Below are 17,486 nucleotides of genomic sequence, written 5' to 3'. Positions count from 1 at the left end.
CCACAGAATGGCGACCGGCCGCAGATCAAATCACTCTGCCGGATTGCCGCTAAAATAGATTCCTTGTGACTCGATGGGATAGCAGATGAGTGTTTTACACGAGATTGTTCATGCGCTCTGGCATCAGGATTTCGCCGCGCTGGCCGATCCAAATGTGGTTTGGGTAGTTTACGGCGTGATGTTTCTGACGCTGTTTCTGGAGAACGGCCTGCTTCCCGCCTCTTTTTTGCCGGGTGACAGCCTGCTGCTGCTGGCGGGCGCGATGGTCGCCAAAGGGGTAATGGATTTTATCCCCACCATGGTGATCCTCACCACCGCCGCCAGCCTCGGCTGCTGGCTGAGCTATCTTCAGGGACGCTGGCTTGGCAATACGCGGCTGGTGAAAAGCTGGCTGATGCACCTGCCAGCGCAATATCATCAGCGCGCGTGGCAGCTCTTTAACCGTCACGGCCTGATGGCGCTGCTGGTTGGCCGCTTCCTGGCCTTCGTGCGCACTATTCTGCCAACCATGGCGGGTATTTCCGGCCTGCAGAACGGCCGTTTCCAGCTGTTTAACTGGCTAAGCGGGCTGCTGTGGGTGGCGATTGTCGTGGCGTTTGGCTATGGCATCAGCCAGGTGCCCTTTATCAAACGCCATGAAGATCAGGTGATGGCGATCCTGATGGTGCTGCCGATGGTGCTGCTGTTTGTCGGCCTCGCGGGCAGCATCGTGGTGATCTGGAAAAAACGTCGTCAGAAACAGGCCTGATCGTACGGCGTCAGGCCTGTGGTTCCGCCACGGTCTGACGCACGCGGCTAATCTCCTCTCCCGGCGTCACGCCGAAATAGCGCTTAAACTCCCGTGAAAACTGCGAGGGGCTTTCGTAGCCCACCCGCACCGCCGCCGCGCTCGCCTTCAGCCCGTCATGCAGCATCAGCAGCCGCGCCTGATGCAGGCGGTAGCGCTTCAGGTACTGCAGCGGCGAGGTTTGCGTCACCGCCTTGAAGTTGTGATGAAACGCCGAGACGCTCATGTTCACCTCCGCCGCCAGCGCATCGACGCTGAGGTTGTCCGCATAGTGGTTTTCAATGCGGCGCAGCGCGCGGGCGATCTGGCTGAACTGGGTCTGACGGCTCACCAGCGACAGCAGCGCGCCGCCCGTCGGCCCGGTCAGCACGTAGTAGATAATCTCCCGCACGATCTGCGGCCCCAGCACGCGCGCGTCGCGCGGATGCACCATCACGTCCAGCAGGCGCTCCGCCGCGCACAGCATCGGCTCGGTCAGCCAGGCGGAGTGAATGCCTGAAGTCTGCGGCTGCGGCTGGAAATCTTCGTCGTCGCCAATCTCGATCAGCAGATCCTGCAGGCTGGCGGTATCGACCGTCAGGAACATGCCGGCGACCGGCGCTTCCGGCGACGCCCAGGTTTCGCACTCGACCGGCAGCGGCACGGTGAGCATCAGATATTTCGTGGCGTCATAGGTAAAAGTGGTGCTGCCGAGATAGCCGGTTTTGCTGCCCTGAAACAGAATCACAATGCCGGGCTGGTACATCACCGGCGTGCGCGGCTGATACTGATTGAGGTAGATCAGGTTGACGTTCTTGACCGGGCAAAGGCGGTTGCGTCCATGGGTCATTAAGGTCACGACCTGGTTCGCCAGGTGCTGACACAAAGCTTCGTGCGCCATGCATATCTCTCGCAGAGTAAAGAAACCAGTCTGCCAGGCTGCTGCGTAATTCGCCACTGAAATGGAGAAACAGGCAAGACTTCCGCAGGATCAGGCAGGGCGAGAAACGGAATTGCCGCCCACAATGAAACGAGGTCAGGTTTGTTGACTAGACTTAAGCCTCACAGGTTCACTGCAACAGAAAGGAGCACCTATGGCAGATCAACCGATTATCAAACTGCACGACGGCAATATGATGCCGCAGCTGGGGCTGGGCGTATGGCAGGCAAGCAACGAAGATGCCCATCGCGCCGTGCTTAAGGCGCTGGAGGTCGGCTATCGCTCGATCGACACCGCTGCCGCCTATAAAAACGAAGAGGCGATCGGCCAGGCGTTACAGGATACCGACGTGCCGCGCGAAGAGATTTTCGTCACCACCAAGCTGTGGAACGACGATCAGCAGAATGTGCAGCAGGCGATGGAAACCAGCCTGAAAAAACTGCAGCTGGAGCAGGTCGATCTCTATCTGATGCACTGGCCGTGCCCGGAGAAAGATCACTATGTCGACGCCTGGAAAGAGATGATCAAGCTGCAGCAGCAGGGCCTGACCAAAAGCATCGGCGTTTGTAACTTCCACGAAGCGCACCTGAAGCGTCTGCTGGATGAAACTGGCGTCTCACCGGTCGTCAATCAGATCGAGCTGCATCCGATGCTGCAGCAGCGCACGCTGCACGCGTGGAACGCCATGCATCAGATCCAGACTGAATCCTGGAGCCCGCTGGCGCAGGGCGGCGAAGGGGTGTTCGATCAGGAGATTATTCGCCAGCTGGCGAAGAAGTACGGCAAAACCCCGGCGCAGATTGTGATCCGCTGGCATCTCGACAGCGGGCTGGTGGTGATCCCGAAATCGGTGACGCCGGAGCGTATTGCGGAGAACTTCGCGGTGTTCGATTTCCGGCTGGAAAAGACCGAGCTGAGCGAAATCGCGAAGCTGGATCGCGGTAACCGTCTGGGACCGGATCCGGAAACCTTCAATTAATCCTGGCTATGCGCGCTGTCCTTCCGGGCAGCGCGCCCTTTTCGCCTGAGCGCTTATGCCGTCGGCTGCACCAGCAGCTGCCCCGCCGTGCCAAGATCGGCCAGCTCCAGCGTCTGGCTGTAGTAGACAAAGGGAAAATGATCGGACGAGCTTTGCGGAAAGCTCACCAGCAGCTCAACCTCGCCATCCACCCAGACGGTATCTTTCCAGCCGCGATCTTCGCCCATCGGCTGCGCGCCGTTGACGCTTTTGATCAGGAACACCGCGCCCTGAATATGCATCGCCTGCGGCCGGTCGGCACGCAGGATCCAGCGCTCGAAAGTGCCCTGCTGCACGGTGGTGTCGATGCGGTTCAGATCCCACTGCGCGCCGTTGATGCCCGGCATATCCTCACCGATACGGAATTCACGCGTGCGCGTCGCCATGCCGTCGAGGATCTGATCCGCCAGCAGGCGCATCGGCAGATTGTCGGTCACCAGCGGCAGCAGACCGGTCGGGCGCAGCGTCAGCACCAGCGTGTTGGTGAGGATCGATGAGGGTTCGAACAGGCCGCGCAGGCGGTCCATAATGCCCGCCGCCGTGCCTGCGGTAATCGACACCTCGTCGCCCTGCGACATATCGATCAGCACTTCGCGGCGCTCGCCCGGCGCCAGCGAGAGCTGCTGCACCGCCACCGGCGCGGGCAGAAAGCCCTGATCGCTGGCGATAACGGTAAAAGGACGGTTATCACTCAGCGACAGCTGGTAGCGGCGCGCGTTTGAGGCGTTGAGCAGGCGCAGGCGCACCCAGCCGCGCGACACCTCGACAAAGGGGTTCTGCACGCCGTTAACCAGCAGCACGTCGCCGAGAAAGCCGCCGTCGTGCGGCGGATCGTAGGCGGGCGTGCCGAAGTTATCGAGGCGCTTGTCCTGAATGATCAGCGGAAAGTCGTCAACGCCGTAGTGGCGCGGCAGCGGCAGCTGCTTGCTCACCTCATCCTCAATCAGCCACATGCCCGCCAGACCGTTGTAGATGTGCGGCGCCATGCGGTTCGGCGTGCTGGCGTGGTACCAGCAGGTGGCGGCGTTCTGGCGGATCGGCAGCACCGGCGCCCAGTCAACGCCGGCGGACATCATGCGCGGCGCCCCGCCCATGAGCGCGCCCGGCACCTGCAGGCCGCTGACGCTCATCGCCACCGGCTCGTTAAGGCGGTTGCTGTAGATCAGCTTGACGTCGTCGCCGCTGTAGACGCGCACCGTCGGACCGAGATAGAGCCCGTTGATGCCCCATACCGGCACTTTATTGTTGTCGCCGAGAAAGGACCAGTGGCTGCGCATCAGCGTCAGAAAGATCGGCTGACCGCGACGCGATTCGATAAGCGGCGGCACCGGCAGCGGCGTATCGCCGCCGGGCGCGGAGGCGGCGCGCGCCGCAGAAGGTAAGAGACCGGCGCCAAGCGCCGCACCAGCAGAAAGCTGGATAAACTGTCGTCTGCTGAAAGACATAGAACGTCAAACCCTTTACGCGTGGCGCTTGCGCGCCCATTGTTATTCTTGATTTATTGCTGTGTTGCGTCGCGGCGGGCAGAGCGCGCCGCGTGCATCCGTGCGGGTGCCGGCGAGAAGCTGGCCGGTCAGAGTTTACCGCTTTTTTCGCGCGCTTCGACTTCGGCGTTGAGCGCTTCCAGTTTCTCCATCATCAGCTCACGGCAGTGGGTCGCCAGCTTGCGCACCGACTGCGTGGTGTAGCCGCTGGTGTCGACCGGCGGCAGCATCTCGACGATCACCAGACCGTTGTTCAGGCGGTTCAGGTTGATCTTGCCGTGCGTGTTGGAAATCACGATAGGAATAATGGGCACGCCCGCCGCCACCGCCGCATGAAAGGCACCGGTTTTAAACGGTAGCAGACCGCGTCCGCGGCTGCGCGTGCCCTCCGGGAACATCCAGAACGAAATGCGCTTCTTCTGAAACTGTTCGACCAGCTGGCTGATGGTGCTGTGCGCCTTTGAGCGGTTGTCCCGGTCAATCAGCAGGTTGCCGGTCAGCCAGTAAAGCTGGCCGAAGAACGGGATCCACAGCAGGCTCTTTTTGCCCACCGTGACGGTGGTCGGCTGGACGATCTTCGCCGCCGTAACCATGTCGTAGTTGTTCTGGTGGTTGGCGATATAGATAGCGTTGCCGTAGTGGGCCGCCTCGGCGGGTTTACGTAGCTCGACCTTGATGCCAAATACGCCAGAGAGACGGCCGAAGAGATGGCCGAAGGTGGCGACATGGCGCGGGTTGCGCGGCGAAAACAGACACCAGATGCAGCCGAAAACACAGACCAGAATCGAGTAAATCACCACAAAGATGGTGCGCAGTACTAGTAACATATATCCCTCATTATGGCGCGGCGGAGAGCAGGCTCCGCCGCCTTGCTCAGGCTTCGCCGTCTTCGCTGACGGCACGCGCTGGGGCATCCAGCTCTACCTTGTCGATACGCTGCAGGCCGCGCGGCAGCAGCGTGCCACGACGTCCGCGGTCGGCGCGGAACTTCTGCAGCTCTTCGCTGCGCAGCACCAGCTTGCGCTTGCCGACGTAGAGCGTGACCGCGCTGCCCGGCGGCAGGATCAGCAGCCACGCCAGCTTATCGTTGCCCGCCGCGGCGTCCGCCGCCGGGATAGAGATAATTTTGTTGCCTTTGCCTTTCGACATCTGCGGCAGTTCGCCGACCGGGAACATCAGCATACGTCCCGCCTGCGTAATCGCCAGCAGCATGTCATCTTCATGATGCACCGCCATCGGCGTCATGACGCGCGCGTTGTCCGGCAGCGTCAGCAGCGCTTTGCCGGCGCGGTTGCGCGATACCAGATCGGCGAAGGTGCAGATAAAGCCGTAGCCGGCGTCGGAGGCCATCAGCAGCTTCTGCTCGTCCGCCTCCATCAGCACCTGCTCTACCACCGCACCCGGCGGCGGCGTCAGCTTGCCGGTCAGCGGCTCGCCCTGCCCGCGCGCCGACGGCAGCGAGGTGGGATCGAGCGTATAGCTGCGCCCGGTGGAGTCGATAAAGGCGACCGGCTGGTTGCTCTTGCCGCGCGCCGCTGCCAGATAGCTGTCGCCCGCTTTATAGCTCAGCCCGGACGGATCGATATCGTGGCCTTTGGCGCTGCGCACCCAGCCCATCTGCGACAGGACAATAGTGACCGGCTCAGACGGCACCAGTTCGTTTTCGCTCAGCGCTTTCGCCTCTTCGCGCTCGTGCAGCGGCGAACGGCGCTCGTCGCCGTAGGCGGTGGCGTCAGCCTGCAGCTCTTTCTTCAGCAGGGTGTTCATCTTGCGCTCAGAGGCGAGGATCGCCTGAATCTGATCGCGCTCTTTTTCCAGCTCGCTCTGCTCGCCGCGGATCTTCATCTCTTCCAGCTTCGCCAGGTGGCGCAGCTTCAGCTCGAGAATCGCTTCCGCCTGGGTTTCACTGATGCCGAAGCGCGACATCAGCACCGGCTTAGGCTCATCCTCACTGCGGATGATATGGATCACCTCGTCGATATTGAGGAAGGCGACCAGCAAGCCCTCAAGGATATGCAGGCGACGCAGCACGCGCTCAAGGCGATGGTTAAGACGACGCTTAACGGTGTCGCGGCGGAACACCAGCCATTCCGACAGGATCTCCAGCAGGTTTTTCACCGACGGGCGGTTGTCGAGGCCGATCATGTTGAGGTTAACGCGGTAGCTCTTCTCAAGATCGGTGGTGGCAAACAGGTGGTGCATGACCTGATCGAGATCCACGCGGTTCGAGCGCGGCACGATCACCAGGCGGGTCGGGTTTTCATGATCCGATTCGTCGCGCAGATCCTCTACCATCGGCAGTTTTTTATTGCGCATCTGAGCGGCGATCTGCTCCAGCACGCGCGCGCCGGAAACCTGGTGCGGCAGTGCGGTGATGACCACCTCGCCATCCTCTTTTTTCCATACCGCGCGCTGGCGAACAGAGCCGCGGCCGGTCTGGTAAATTTTACGGATCTCGTCGCGCGGCGTGATGATCTCCGCCTCGGTGGGATAATCGGGGCCCTGTACGATATCCAGCAGCGCGTCGAGGCTGGTGTTCGGCTTATCAATCAGGGCGATAGCCGCCTGCGCCACTTCGCGCAGGTTGTGCGGCGGAATGTCAGTCGCCATGCCAACGGCGATGCCGGTGGTGCCGTTCAGCAGAATGTTCGGCAGCCGCGCGGGCAGCATTTTCGGTTCCTGCATCGTGCCGTCAAAGTTCGGCACGAAGTCCACCGTACCCTGGCCCAGCTCGCCGAGCAGCACTTCCGCATATTTAGAGAGACGCGATTCGGTATAGCGCATCGCCGCGAAGGATTTCGGATCGTCAGGCGCGCCCCAGTTGCCCTGGCCATCGACCAGCGGATAGCGATAGGAGAACGGCTGCGCCATCAGCACCATCGCTTCGTAGCAGGCGCTGTCGCCGTGCGGATGGTATTTACCCAGCACGTCGCCCACGGTACGCGCCGACTTCTTGAATTTGGCGCTGGCGTTCAGGCCGAGTTCCGACATGGCGTAAACAATACGGCGCTGTACCGGCTTCAGACCGTCGCCAATATAGGGCAAGGCGCGGTCCATGATGACGTACATCGAGTAGTTCAGGTACGCGTTTTCGGTAAATGTGTGCAGGGCAAGACGCTCTGCACCATCCTGCGTCAATTCACTCATTGAATTTTTATCCTCACTTCGTGTCCCGCAATGGCGAAACACCCGGCGGTTATTTGGCGAGGATAGTACCTCAATCGCCAGGATTAGTCACAGGGGAAGCGCAGGGCGGCACAGGATTGCTGACCACGGCAATCAGCGCGCCGCGCCCATCCACTGCGCGGTAATACGCGCATATTCGCCGGTAGCGGTAGCGAGGTGCAGCCACTGGTCGATATAGGCTTTCCAGCTCATATCGTCGCGCGGGATCATCCAGGCTTTTTCGCCGTACTGCAGCGGCGCCTGCGGATTAACGGCGCAGAGCTGGGGGTAGCGCTGCTGCTGATAGAGCGCTTCGGAGGCGTCGGTGATCATTACGTCGGCCTTCCCGTCCACCAGCTGCTGGAAAATCGTGACGTTATCGTGGAACAGGGTCAGGGTCGCCTGCGGCAGATGGCTGTGGACAAAGGCTTCGTTGGTGCCGCCCGCTGGCTCAATCACGCGCACCGCCGGCGCGTTAAGCTGCTCGACCGTGCTGTATTTTGCCTTGTCGGCACAGCGCACCAGCGGAATCTTACCGTCGACGCCGAGCGGCTGGGCAAACCAGGCGATCTGCTGGCGCTTCAGCGTTACCGACACGCCGCCCAGCGCAACATCGCACTGCTTCTCTTTAAAATCCTGCGAGAGGGTTTTCCAGGTGGTCGGCACCCAGCTGATCTTTGCGTCCAGGCTGGCGGCCAGCAACTGCGCCATGCTGATATCCAGCCCTTCGTACTGGCCGTCCGGGCGCAGGTAGGTATAGGGCTTGTAGTCGCCGGTGGTGCAGACCTTCAGGGTTTTGCTGGCGAGGATCTGATCCAGACGGGAGTCCGCCTGCGCGACGCCGCTGGCCAGCAGCAGCGCGCTGATAAGGTATGTGCGCATTCTTGTTCTTCTGTTTGACGTGATGAGTGTTGGTGGAGTGTGTCATAAGCCGCTGGATTATTGCTTCCAGCGCAAAAGTCTTGTGATCTGAATCCCATTTTTCTGCCGAGGCAGAGGGCGTAAAGTAGCCCTCTATGGCAACACAAATGAGATTAGTGAATGAATATTCTGATTATTGACGGCGGTAAAACCTTCGCTCACTCCAAAGGCGAGCTGAACCACACTCTGACCGAAGTGGCAGCCAGCCAGCTGCGCGATTTAGGCCATCAGGTTACTGTCACCCTGGCCGACAGCGACTATGTCATCGCGGATGAAGTGCAGAAGTATCTCGACAGCGACGTGGTGATCTACCAGATGCCAGGCTGGTGGATGGGCGAGCCCTGGACGGTGAAGCGCTACATCGACGACGTCTTTACCGAAGGCCACGGCGCGCTCTACGCCAGCGACGGCCGCTCGCGCGCCGACGCCAGCAAAAAGTATGGATCGGGCGGCCTGCTGCAGGGCAAAAAATATATGCTGTCGCTGACCTGGAACGCGCCGCTGGAAGCCTTTACCGATCCCGATCAGTTCTTTGAAGGCGTTGGCGTCGACGGCCTCTATCTGCACTTCCATAAAGCCAACCAGTTCCTGGGCATGGAAGCGCTGCCGACCTTTATCTGTAACGACGTTATTAAGATGCCGGACGTGCCGCGCGATATCGCACGTTATCGGACACATCTCAGCGAGATCTTTGCTTAACTGAAAGCGGACCCGCAAACAAGGAGAGGTACATGCTAACGGTTGTGGCTGAAATTTGTATTAAACCAGGACATCGCAATAAAGTGCTGGAGGCGATCAAGTCGCTTATTCCGTCGGTGCTGGCCGAAGAGGGCTGCCACCAGTACGACGCGCTGGTCGATCATCAGGCGCAGGTGCCGTGGAAGCAGAATTCCCCCGACTCCATTTTTATGCTGGAGCAGTGGGCGTCGCTGCGCCACCTGGAGCAGCATCAGCAGATGCCGCATATGGAAGCGCATCGCGAGAAGATTAAAGACGACGTGCTGGACGTGAAGATTCTGGTGCTGGAACCCACCGCCTGACGTCACAGACTGTCACACGCCGCGCGCCTCAGAACGCGCGGCTTTTTTTTGTCAGAACCGCGCCTGCGAGGCGATCTCCTGATGGAGAAAGTCGAGAAAACAGGTGATGCGCGACGCCAGCTCCGCGTTGCGGTAGTAAACCGCATGCACGGGCAGCCTGACGTCGTGCGTCTGCTGCACCAGCACCTCCTGTAGCCGGCCGGCGGCGAGATCCTGATGGCTGACGAAGTCGGAGATGCGCGCAATGCCCTGGCCCGCCAGCGCGAGCTGGCGAATGATTTCGCCGCTCGAGGCGGCAATGGTCGGCTGAATGCGCAGCAGCTCGCCTTCGCGCTGCCAGACGGGCCAGACGTTATGCATCTCCAGCTGGCTGAAGCCGATAAGCTGATGCTGCGCCAGCGCCTCGACGCTCTGCGGTTCGCCATATTGCTGCAGATAGGCGGGGCTGGCCAGCAGCCGAACCCGGCTGCTGCCAAGCATCCGGGCGCGCATGGTGGAATCGCGCAGCTCGCCGATGCGAATAGCGATATCGGTCTGCTGCTCCAGCAGATCGATGACGATATCGTCGGTATTGAGCTCTAACTGAATCAGCGGATAGCGCTGCCGGAACGCGCCGATCAGCGGCACGATGACGTGCTGCATAAAAGGCGCGGCGGCGTTGATGCGCAGGCGGCCAGAAGGCGTCTCCCGGCGTCGGGCGATCTGCTCTTCCGCCTGTTCGACGGAGAGCAAAATCTGGCGCGCGTGGGTCAGGAAAAGCTGGCCCTCTTCGGTCAGGGCGAGTCGTCGGGTGGTGCGGTGCAGCAGGGTGCTGTTGAGTTTGGCCTCAAGGCGGCTCAGGGCGCGGCTCACGCCTGAGCTGGTCTGATCCAGCAGCTCCGCCGCCGAGGTGATTGAACCGCAGTCCGCCACCGTCACCAGCACGCGTAGCTCTTCCAGCGTGACTTTCATCATCTACTCCGGTGCGCGGCGGACGCACGATTCAGGCTGCAGCCCGGGATCGCGCGCCGCGCCGCAGCGCGATGATTACACTTCGATATCGGCCAAATCACCTTTTTCCTGCAGCCAGTTGCGGCGATCTTCCGAGCGCTTCTTGGCCAGCAGCATATCCATTACGCGCAGCGTCTGCTCGATGTCGCTATCGTCCACCGTTAGCTGCACCAGGCGGCGCGTATTGGGGTCGAGGGTGGTTTCGCGCAGCTGCAGCGGGTTCATTTCGCCCAACCCTTTAAAGCGCTGCACGTTCGGCTTGCCTTTCTTGCGCTTAAGCTGTTCCAGTACGCCCTCTTTCTCATCTTCGTCAAGGGCGTAATAGACCTCTTTGCCGAGATCGATACGGTAGAGCGGCGGCATCGCGACGTAGACGTGGCCGCCTTTTACCAGCGAGCGGAAGTGCTTCACAAACAGCGCGCACAGCAACGTGGCGATATGCAGGCCGTCCGAGTCCGCATCGGCGAGGATGCAGATCTTGCCGTAGCGCAGCTGGCTGAGATCGTCGCTGTCGGGATCGATGCCGATCGCCACGGAGATGTCATGCACCTCCTGCGACGCCAGCACTTCGTCGGAAGAGACTTCCCAGGTGTTGAGGATCTTGCCTTTGAGCGGCATGATCGCCTGATATTCGCGATCGCGCGCCTGCTTGGCGGATCCGCCTGCGGAGTCCCCTTCCACCAGGAAAAGCTCGGTTTTATTGAGATCCTGCGCGGTGCAGTCTGCCAGCTTGCCCGGCAGCGCCGGTCCGCTGGTGAGCTTTTTGCGCACCACTTTTTTCGCCGCGCGCATACGGCGCTGCGCGCTGGAGATTGCCAGCTCCGCCAGTTGCTCTGCCGCCTGCACGTTCTGATTGAGCCACAGGCTGAAGGCGTCTTTCACCACCGCCGAGACGAAGGCGGCGCACTGGCGCGACGACAGACGCTCTTTGGTCTGCCCGGCGAACTGCGGATCCTGCATCTTCACTGACAGCACGTATGCGCAGCGATCCCAGATATCTTCCGCTGACAGCTTCACGCCGCGCGGCAGGATATTGCGGTATTCGCAGAACTCGCGCATCGCGTCGAGCAGCCCCTGACGCAGGCCGTTGACGTGCGTGCCGCCCTGCATGGTCGGGATCAGGTTGACGTAGCTTTCGGTCAGCAGCTCGCCGCCTTCCGGCAGCCACAGCAGCGCCCAGTCCACCGCCTCCGTCTCACCGGAGAAGCTACCGACGAACGGTTTTTCCGGCAGCGTCGGCAGGCCGTTGACCGCTTCGCACAGGTAGTCGGTCAGGCCATCTTCGTAGCACCAGCGCTGTTCGGTATTGTTGACCTTGTCTTTAAAAAGGATTTCCACGCCGGGACAGAGCACCGCTTTGGCCTTCAGCAGGTGGGTCAGGCGGGAAACCGAGAAGCGCGGACTGTCAAAGAAGCTTTCGTCAGGCCAGAAATGCACGCTGGTGCCGGTATTGCGTTTCGCCACCGTGCCGGTTTTGGTCAGCTCCTGCACCTTCTCGCCGTTCTCAAACGCGATGGCATAGACCTCGCCGTTGCGGCGCACCGTGACCTCGACGCGCTTCGACAGGGCGTTAACCACGGAGATGCCGACGCCGTGCAGGCCGCCTGAGAACTGGTAGTTTTTGCTGGAGAATTTGCCGCCCGCATGCAGACGACACAGGATCAGCTCGACCGCAGGCACCCCCTCTTCCGGGTGGATATCTACCGGCATGCCGCGCCCGTCATCGATGACCTCCAGCGACTGATCGGCGTGCAGAATCACCTCGACCCGTCTGGCATGGCCCGCCAGCGCCTCATCGACGCTGTTATCAATGACTTCCTGGCCCAGATGGTTAGGACGCGTCGTATCGGTGTACATGCCGGGACGACGGCGAACCGGCTCAAGGCCGGTAAGAACCTCAATAGCATCCGCGTTATAGCTTGATTGACTCATGATAAGTTTCTAATCAGAAGCGTGAAATTATGTGCAATTTCCGCGAGTTATTCGTGATTCAGACCCAGAAAGTCCAGAATCTGCGGGAAATGGCGTTCGAATCCAGTAAACGCATGATTGCCGCCCTGCTCTACCGTTTGTCGGCACGCGCTGTAGTAGTCGAGCGCCTGGCGGTAGTCGAGCACTTCGTCGCCGGTTTGTTGCAGCAGCCAGATCAAATCGGGCGCTTCCAGCGGCTCAATCTGCATGACTTTCAGATCGTAAATGTGGCGAGACTCTAACACATATTGCTGGCCCGTGTAGGGATTCTGGTTCAACCCAAGGTAATCCGCCAGCAGTTCAAACGGGCGTACCGCCGGATTGACCACCACGGCGGGCAGCATAAAACACTGGGAGAGCCAGGTCGCTAAATAACCGCCCAGCGAGGAGCCGATTAAGCCGAGCGGCTGGCCGCTCAGGGCCATCACTTTCTCCTCCAGCAGCGCGGCGGCGTCGGCGGGAAAAGCGGGCAGCTGCGGCACGATCACCTCAATATGGGGATGCGTCACCGCCATCCACTGCTGCAGCTGTGTCGCCTTGGCGGATCGTGGCGAGCTATTAAAACCGTGCAGATAGAGCAGTGCCGCCATGGGCTAGTATCCCTCCGAGTCCAGGTCCGGCCGGAACGCGTCGGTTTGCAGCCGTTCGACTTCGGTCGAGAAAGTTCCGTCCGGATAGAGGGTAAACCAGCGCCATCCGGGGGCGACGGTATCAATAGTGAAGCTGGTGCAGTGCGGTTTGAACTGCACGCAGGTAGAAGGCGTCGCCAGCACGCGGCGGCCGTGCCAGTCGATATCCAGCTCCTGATGAATATGGCCGCACACCAGGGTGCGCGCTAAAGGATAGTGTTGCAGCACCGCGTCGAGCTGATGAGAATTGCGCAGGCTATGCTGATCGAGCCAGGTGCAGCCGCTGGCCAGCGGATGGTGATGCAGCACCACCAGCGTGTGGCGCTGCGGATAGATCGCCAGCGTTTTATCGAGCCACTCCAGTTGATAGTCGCTCAGCATGCCGTGCGGCACGCCGAATACCTGGCTGTCGAGCATCACCAGCTGCCAGTGGTCGCCGAGCAGCACATGCTTGTGGGCATTGATCTTCGCCTCGGCCAGCGTGTCGACCATCGCCGGCTGGAAATCATGATTGCCCGGCAGCCAGACGCAGGGTTTCGGCAGGCGCGCGATACCCTCAGCAAAGTGCTGATAGGCTTCGACAGAGTGATCCTGAGCGAGATCGCCGGTGGCGATAATCAGATCGTACTCGCGCTGCTGCGCCGCAATGGCGTCCAGCACCGCGTCATAGCTCGCCCAGGTATTCACGCCCAGCAGCGATTCGTTTTTTCCAGCGAAAAGGTGGGTGTCCGTGATTTGCAAAATCCTGATCCCGGCCCCATTCGCCGCAGGAAGTGTTAGCAGGCTATCCAAAGCGTTTCCTTCGTCTCCACGCCGAATAATGCATTATCTGTGCGATCAGCAGACCGGCGCCGCTATCGCGCCCTGTGCCAGGCAGTAGCGTAGCCAGTCAGCAAGGAACTGGTTGATCTGATGTTTCTCGTCGCGCTGATGCAGTTTTTTATTAGGATAATCATAGCGCGCTTTAAAGCGATAGATCTGCTGTGTTGAACACACTTCGGCGACCAGCGCGTCATGATAGAGCCGCACTGACATAGAAGGCAGGCTCCAGTAGCTGACGGTGGGGGCCACCTGGCGGATCTCCACCAGCGTGGTGTAGCGCGTGGACTCTTCTATGGTCAACTGATAGCGAGCGCCTTTTACCTGATAGACCACCGACGCGCCAGCCTCATCGCTGCGCGGCAGCAAACGACGCAGCTGGGCGAAATTAGTTTCGCAAAGCCGCATCATTTCGGGGAAATCAGGGACATAGCGCTGTTTCATTTTAGCTTCCACTCTTCTCGTAGTTTTTCATGGTGCAACGCCAGCCATTGCAGGGCGATGACAGACGCCGCGTTGTCGATAATCCCCTCTTCCACCCAGCGGTAAGCCTGTTCGCGGCTGACCACATGCACAAGAATATCCTCATTCTCTTCCTCCAGGCCATGGCATCCTTTTGCCAGGCTGGCATCCACTTCTCCCACCAGGATCGACAAACGTTCACTGGTGCCGCCAGGGCTGGCGAGATAGTTTAACACGGGTTTAACCCGACCGACGGCCAGGCCCGCTTCTTCTACGGCCTCGCGTCGTACTACCTCTTCGGCGCTTTCGTTAGGCTCGATAATGCCCGCCACCATCTCCAGCAGCCAGGGCGTTTCGCTGACGTCAAAGGCGGGAATGCGGATCTGTTCGATCAGCACCACTTCGTCGCGTAAGGGATCATAGGGTAGCAGCACCGCAGCGTGTCCACGCTCGAAAACTTCGCGCACCACCTCGTTACTCATTTCGCCGTTGAAGCGGCGGTGGCGAAACCGGTAACGAACAATGGAAAAAAAACCTTTCCAGGCGGTTTCGCGTGCAATAATTTCTACATCGTTTTTTGTAAAAGTCACTGGAGATTTTTTTTCGCCGCTCATCGTCGGGCTCCTTATGCAGATTGGGACGGAGCGGCAAAAGCCAACCCTGCGACTCCATCCGAGTGGTTCTTTCTGAATTATTTACGTAAATTAGGGGGAGAAGGCACGTTCAGCCAACTTATCTCCCAGTCGCACTCTGCTAGAATCTGCGATTATTTTTTGGCTTATCCGGCAGCGCTACCCCTGTAATTTGCTGCAACAAAAGGAATGCAAATGAAAAAACTGCTCCCACTTCTCATTGGGCTGAGCCTGGCCGGTATCAGCCTCGCCAGCCAGGCAGAGGACCTGCTGCAGGTCTATCAACAAGCGCGTCTGAGCAACCCGGATTTACGCAGCTCTGCAGCTACTCGCGACGCCGCCTTTGAAAAGATTAACGAAGCGCGCAGTCCTTTGTTGCCTCAGTTAGGTTTAGGGGCGGATTACACCTATAGCAACGGTTATCGCGACAGCAGCGGCCTTCATTCCAACACGACCAGCGGATCGCTGCAATTAACCCAGACCATTTTCGATATGTCGAAGTGGCGCGCGCTGACGCTGCAGGAGAAAACGGCCGGCATTCAGGATGTCACCTACCAGGTCGCGCAGCAGGACTTAATTCTCAATACCGCGACTGCCTATTTTAACGTTTTAAAGGCAATCGACACCCTTTCCTACATTGAAGCGCAAAAACAGTCGATCTATCGCGAGCTGGATCAGACCACACAGCGTTTCAACGTGGGCCTGGTAGCGATTACCGACGTGCAGAATGCCCGCGCGCAGTATGACAGCGTGCTGGCAAACGAAGTGACCGCGCGCAACAACCTCGACAATATGGTCGAGGCGCTGCGTCAGATCACCGGCAATGACTACCTCGCGCTGGCGTCGCTGAATATTGACCGCTTTAAAACCACCAAGCCTGATGCGGTCAGCGCGCTGCTGAAGCAGGCAGAGAGCCGTAACCTGAACCTGCTGTCAGCGCGTCTGAATCAGGATCTGGCACGCGAGCAAATCCGCTCTGCAGAAACTGGCCATATGCCAACGCTGGATCTGACCGCCTCAACCGGCCTGTCGAACAGCAAATATGGCGGCAGACGCGCCAACCAGAGCGCCGGCAGCACCGACTCCATCAGCGGCACCAATCAAGTGGGCCTGAGCTTCTCACTGCCGCTTTACAGCGGCGGCGCGGTCACTTCGCAGGTGAAGCAGGCGCAGTACAACTACGTCAGCGCCAGCGAGCAGCTGGAGAGCGCGCATCGCTCTGCCGTGCAGACGGTGCGCTCCTCTTATAACAACGTCAACGCCTCTGTCAGCAGCATCGACGCCTATAAACAGGCGGTGGTCTCTGCGCAAAGCTCGCTGGACGCCATGGAGGCGGGCTATCAGGTCGGCACACGCACCATTGTCGACGTGCTGGATGCGACCACGACGCTCTATAACGCTAAGCAGCAGCTCTCCGACGCGCGCTACAGCTACCTGATTAACCAGCTCAATATTAAATATGCGCTGGGTACGCTGAACGAGCAGGATCTGCAGCAGCTGAATAGCCAGCTCGGCAAGGAGATCTCGACCTCGCCGGAAAGCGTCGCGCCGGAAAATCCACAGCAGACCGCACGCGTCGACAACGGCCCGTCAGCAGAGCCGGCGGCGCCTGTCGCGCGCCCTGCCGCCCAGCGCAGCAGCGGCAACCCGTTCCGCAATTAACTCTCTCAACGGGCCGCTTTGCGGCCCGTCTTGACGGGGCCAACGTGCGCGATATGGACCGATCGCAAAGTCGCAAAATCGGCATCCCAGCCTGCTCGACACGCGCCCTCCCTGCCGCGTGACGCTTTGCTCTTCGGTCCACATCACACCCGTTTCGAATTTCAGCCGCTGGCCATAATGGCCGCTTTGCGGCCCGTCTCGCCGTTAAACGTATAACAACGTAAAGATCCTTTCCTCATCAGGCCCTCAGCTTCATTTTCCACCAGCGATCCCCTATCCTGAGCATCACCTTTGGGCACAGGACGACAACGATGAAACGGACAAAAAATATTCGCCATGCCGCTTTCCGTAAAAGCTGGCAGGCACGCCATTTAACGCCGGTCGCATTGGCCATCGCCGCGGTATTTACCCTGGCGGGCTGCGAACAGAGCGATGAAACGGTCTCGATGTATCAGAACGCGGATGACTGCAGCAAGGCCAATCCAGGCCAGAGCGCGCAGTGCACCACCGCCTACAACAACGCGCTGAAAGAAGCGGAGCGCACCGCGCCGAAATACGCGTCGCGCGAAGACTGCGTGGCGGAGTTCGGTGAGAACCAGTGCCAGCAGGCGCCGGCCCAGGCTGGCGTCGGCACCACGCAGAATGCCGAAGCGCAGCAGAGCGGCAGCTTCTGGATGCCGCTCATGGCGGGCTACATGATGGGACGCCTGATGGGCGGCGGCGCAGGTTTCGCTCAGCAGCCGCTCTTCTCGCCGCGTACCCCGAACAGCCCGGCGAACGGCCAGTTTGTTGACGCCTCAGGCAAAAACTACGGCGCCGCCACCTCCGGCCGCACCATGAACGTGCCGAAAACCGCGCTGGCGCCGAAACCGGCTACCACGTCGACCATCACGCGCGGCGGCTTCGGCGAAACGGTCGCGAAGCAGAACAGCATGGCGCGCAGCAGCGCGACCGGCACCTCCAGCCGTTCGCTGGGAGGCTAAAGCC

General features: G+C 60.1%; 17 protein-coding genes. 6 read left to right on the top strand and 11 right to left on the bottom strand.

Annotated elements, in window-relative coordinates; translation table 11 throughout:
* The first annotated feature begins 85 nt into the window (after positions 1-85).
* Complete coding sequence (locus tag ACR6A7_RS12755) at positions 86-748, top strand: DedA family protein (RefSeq protein ID WP_434125211.1); 663 nt, start codon at positions 86-88, stop codon at positions 746-748.
* 10 nt (positions 749-758) lie between these two features.
* Here the strand turns inward: ACR6A7_RS12755 and ACR6A7_RS12750 are convergent, their stop codons facing one another.
* On the bottom strand, positions 759-1,667 hold the full coding sequence (locus ACR6A7_RS12750) for an AraC family transcriptional regulator (protein ID WP_434125209.1): 909 nt from the start codon (positions 1,665-1,667) through the stop codon (positions 759-761).
* A gap of 193 nt (positions 1,668-1,860) precedes the next feature.
* Between ACR6A7_RS12750 and dkgA the strand changes: the two genes are divergently transcribed.
* Complete coding sequence (dkgA, locus tag ACR6A7_RS12745; protein WP_033752450.1) at positions 1,861-2,685, top strand: 2,5-didehydrogluconate reductase DkgA; 825 nt, start codon at positions 1,861-1,863, stop codon at positions 2,683-2,685.
* A gap of 53 nt (positions 2,686-2,738) precedes the next feature.
* Here the strand turns inward: dkgA and ftsP are convergent, their stop codons facing one another.
* The 4 genes from ftsP to ACR6A7_RS12725 all read right to left on the bottom strand — a co-directional run bounded on the left by ftsP (position 2,739) and on the right by ACR6A7_RS12725 (position 8,255).
* Positions 2,739-4,169 (bottom strand): cell division protein FtsP, encoded by a 1,431-nt coding sequence (gene ftsP, locus ACR6A7_RS12740; protein ID WP_434125207.1) that lies wholly within the window; start codon positions 4,167-4,169, stop codon positions 2,739-2,741.
* A gap of 128 nt (positions 4,170-4,297) precedes the next feature.
* Positions 4,298-5,035, bottom strand: coding sequence for a 1-acylglycerol-3-phosphate O-acyltransferase (locus ACR6A7_RS12735; protein WP_434125206.1), 738 nt, complete (start codon positions 5,033-5,035; stop codon positions 4,298-4,300).
* A 46-nt stretch (positions 5,036-5,081) separates the two neighbouring features.
* Entirely contained in the window at positions 5,082-7,355 is a 2,274-nt protein-coding gene (parC, locus tag ACR6A7_RS12730) for a DNA topoisomerase IV subunit A (protein WP_434125204.1), read from the bottom strand.
* Positions 7,356-7,487: 132 nt separating this feature from the next.
* Entirely contained in the window at positions 7,488-8,255 is a 768-nt protein-coding gene (locus tag ACR6A7_RS12725) for a transporter substrate-binding domain-containing protein (protein WP_434125202.1), read from the bottom strand.
* A 159-nt stretch (positions 8,256-8,414) separates the two neighbouring features.
* Here ACR6A7_RS12725 and ACR6A7_RS12720 point away from each other — a divergent pair, with 159 nt between their 5' ends.
* Together ACR6A7_RS12720 and ACR6A7_RS12715 are read left to right on the top strand one after the other, a co-directional pair.
* Positions 8,415-8,993, top strand: coding sequence for an NAD(P)H-dependent oxidoreductase (locus tag ACR6A7_RS12720; protein ID WP_434125200.1), 579 nt, complete (start codon positions 8,415-8,417; stop codon positions 8,991-8,993).
* 32 nt (positions 8,994-9,025) lie between these two features.
* Entirely contained in the window at positions 9,026-9,334 is a 309-nt protein-coding gene (locus tag ACR6A7_RS12715; RefSeq protein ID WP_434125198.1) for a putative quinol monooxygenase, read from the top strand.
* Positions 9,335-9,385: 51 nt separating this feature from the next.
* Here ACR6A7_RS12715 and ACR6A7_RS12710 read toward each other — a convergent pair whose 3' ends face one another.
* The 6 genes from ACR6A7_RS12710 to nudF form a co-directional block, all read right to left on the bottom strand.
* A complete protein-coding gene (locus ACR6A7_RS12710; RefSeq protein WP_434125196.1) occupies positions 9,386-10,285 on the bottom strand; it encodes a LysR substrate-binding domain-containing protein in 900 nt (299 codons plus the stop codon).
* A 75-nt stretch (positions 10,286-10,360) separates the two neighbouring features.
* Positions 10,361-12,256, bottom strand: a complete 1,896-nt coding sequence (gene parE, locus ACR6A7_RS12705) for a DNA topoisomerase IV subunit B (RefSeq protein ID WP_434125194.1) — start codon at positions 12,254-12,256, stop codon at positions 10,361-10,363.
* A gap of 47 nt (positions 12,257-12,303) precedes the next feature.
* Positions 12,304-12,885: an esterase YqiA gene (yqiA, locus tag ACR6A7_RS12700; RefSeq protein ID WP_434125193.1), complete on the bottom strand. Its 582-nt coding sequence runs from the start codon at positions 12,883-12,885 to the stop codon at positions 12,304-12,306.
* A 3-nt stretch (positions 12,886-12,888) separates the two neighbouring features.
* A complete protein-coding gene (gene cpdA / locus ACR6A7_RS12695) occupies positions 12,889-13,716 on the bottom strand; it encodes a 3',5'-cyclic-AMP phosphodiesterase (RefSeq protein WP_434125192.1) in 828 nt (275 codons plus the stop codon).
* Between the two features lie 45 nt (positions 13,717-13,761).
* Entirely contained in the window at positions 13,762-14,187 is a 426-nt protein-coding gene (locus ACR6A7_RS12690; RefSeq protein ID WP_434125190.1) for a DUF1249 family protein, read from the bottom strand.
* Positions 14,184-14,819, bottom strand: a complete 636-nt coding sequence (gene nudF, locus ACR6A7_RS12685; protein WP_434125188.1) for an ADP-ribose diphosphatase — start codon at positions 14,817-14,819, stop codon at positions 14,184-14,186. The genes ACR6A7_RS12690 and nudF overlap by 4 nt, the downstream gene beginning before the upstream one ends.
* A gap of 213 nt (positions 14,820-15,032) precedes the next feature.
* Here nudF and tolC point away from each other — a divergent pair, with 213 nt between their 5' ends.
* Together tolC and ACR6A7_RS12675 are read left to right on the top strand one after the other, a co-directional pair.
* A complete protein-coding gene (tolC, locus tag ACR6A7_RS12680; protein WP_434125187.1) occupies positions 15,033-16,499 on the top strand; it encodes an outer membrane channel protein TolC in 1,467 nt (488 codons plus the stop codon).
* Between the two features lie 311 nt (positions 16,500-16,810).
* Positions 16,811-17,482 (top strand): DUF1190 family protein, encoded by a 672-nt coding sequence (locus tag ACR6A7_RS12675; protein ID WP_033792232.1) that lies wholly within the window; start codon positions 16,811-16,813, stop codon positions 17,480-17,482.
* Positions 17,483-17,486: the final 4 nt, after the last annotated feature.

This window comes from Pantoea phyllosphaerae (assembly GCF_051025595.1).
In the GTDB taxonomy this organism is placed as follows: domain Bacteria; phylum Pseudomonadota; class Gammaproteobacteria; order Enterobacterales; family Enterobacteriaceae; genus Pantoea.
Note: the sequence above shows the minus strand (reverse complement) of the source record. Positions and strands in the feature narration are given on the sequence as shown.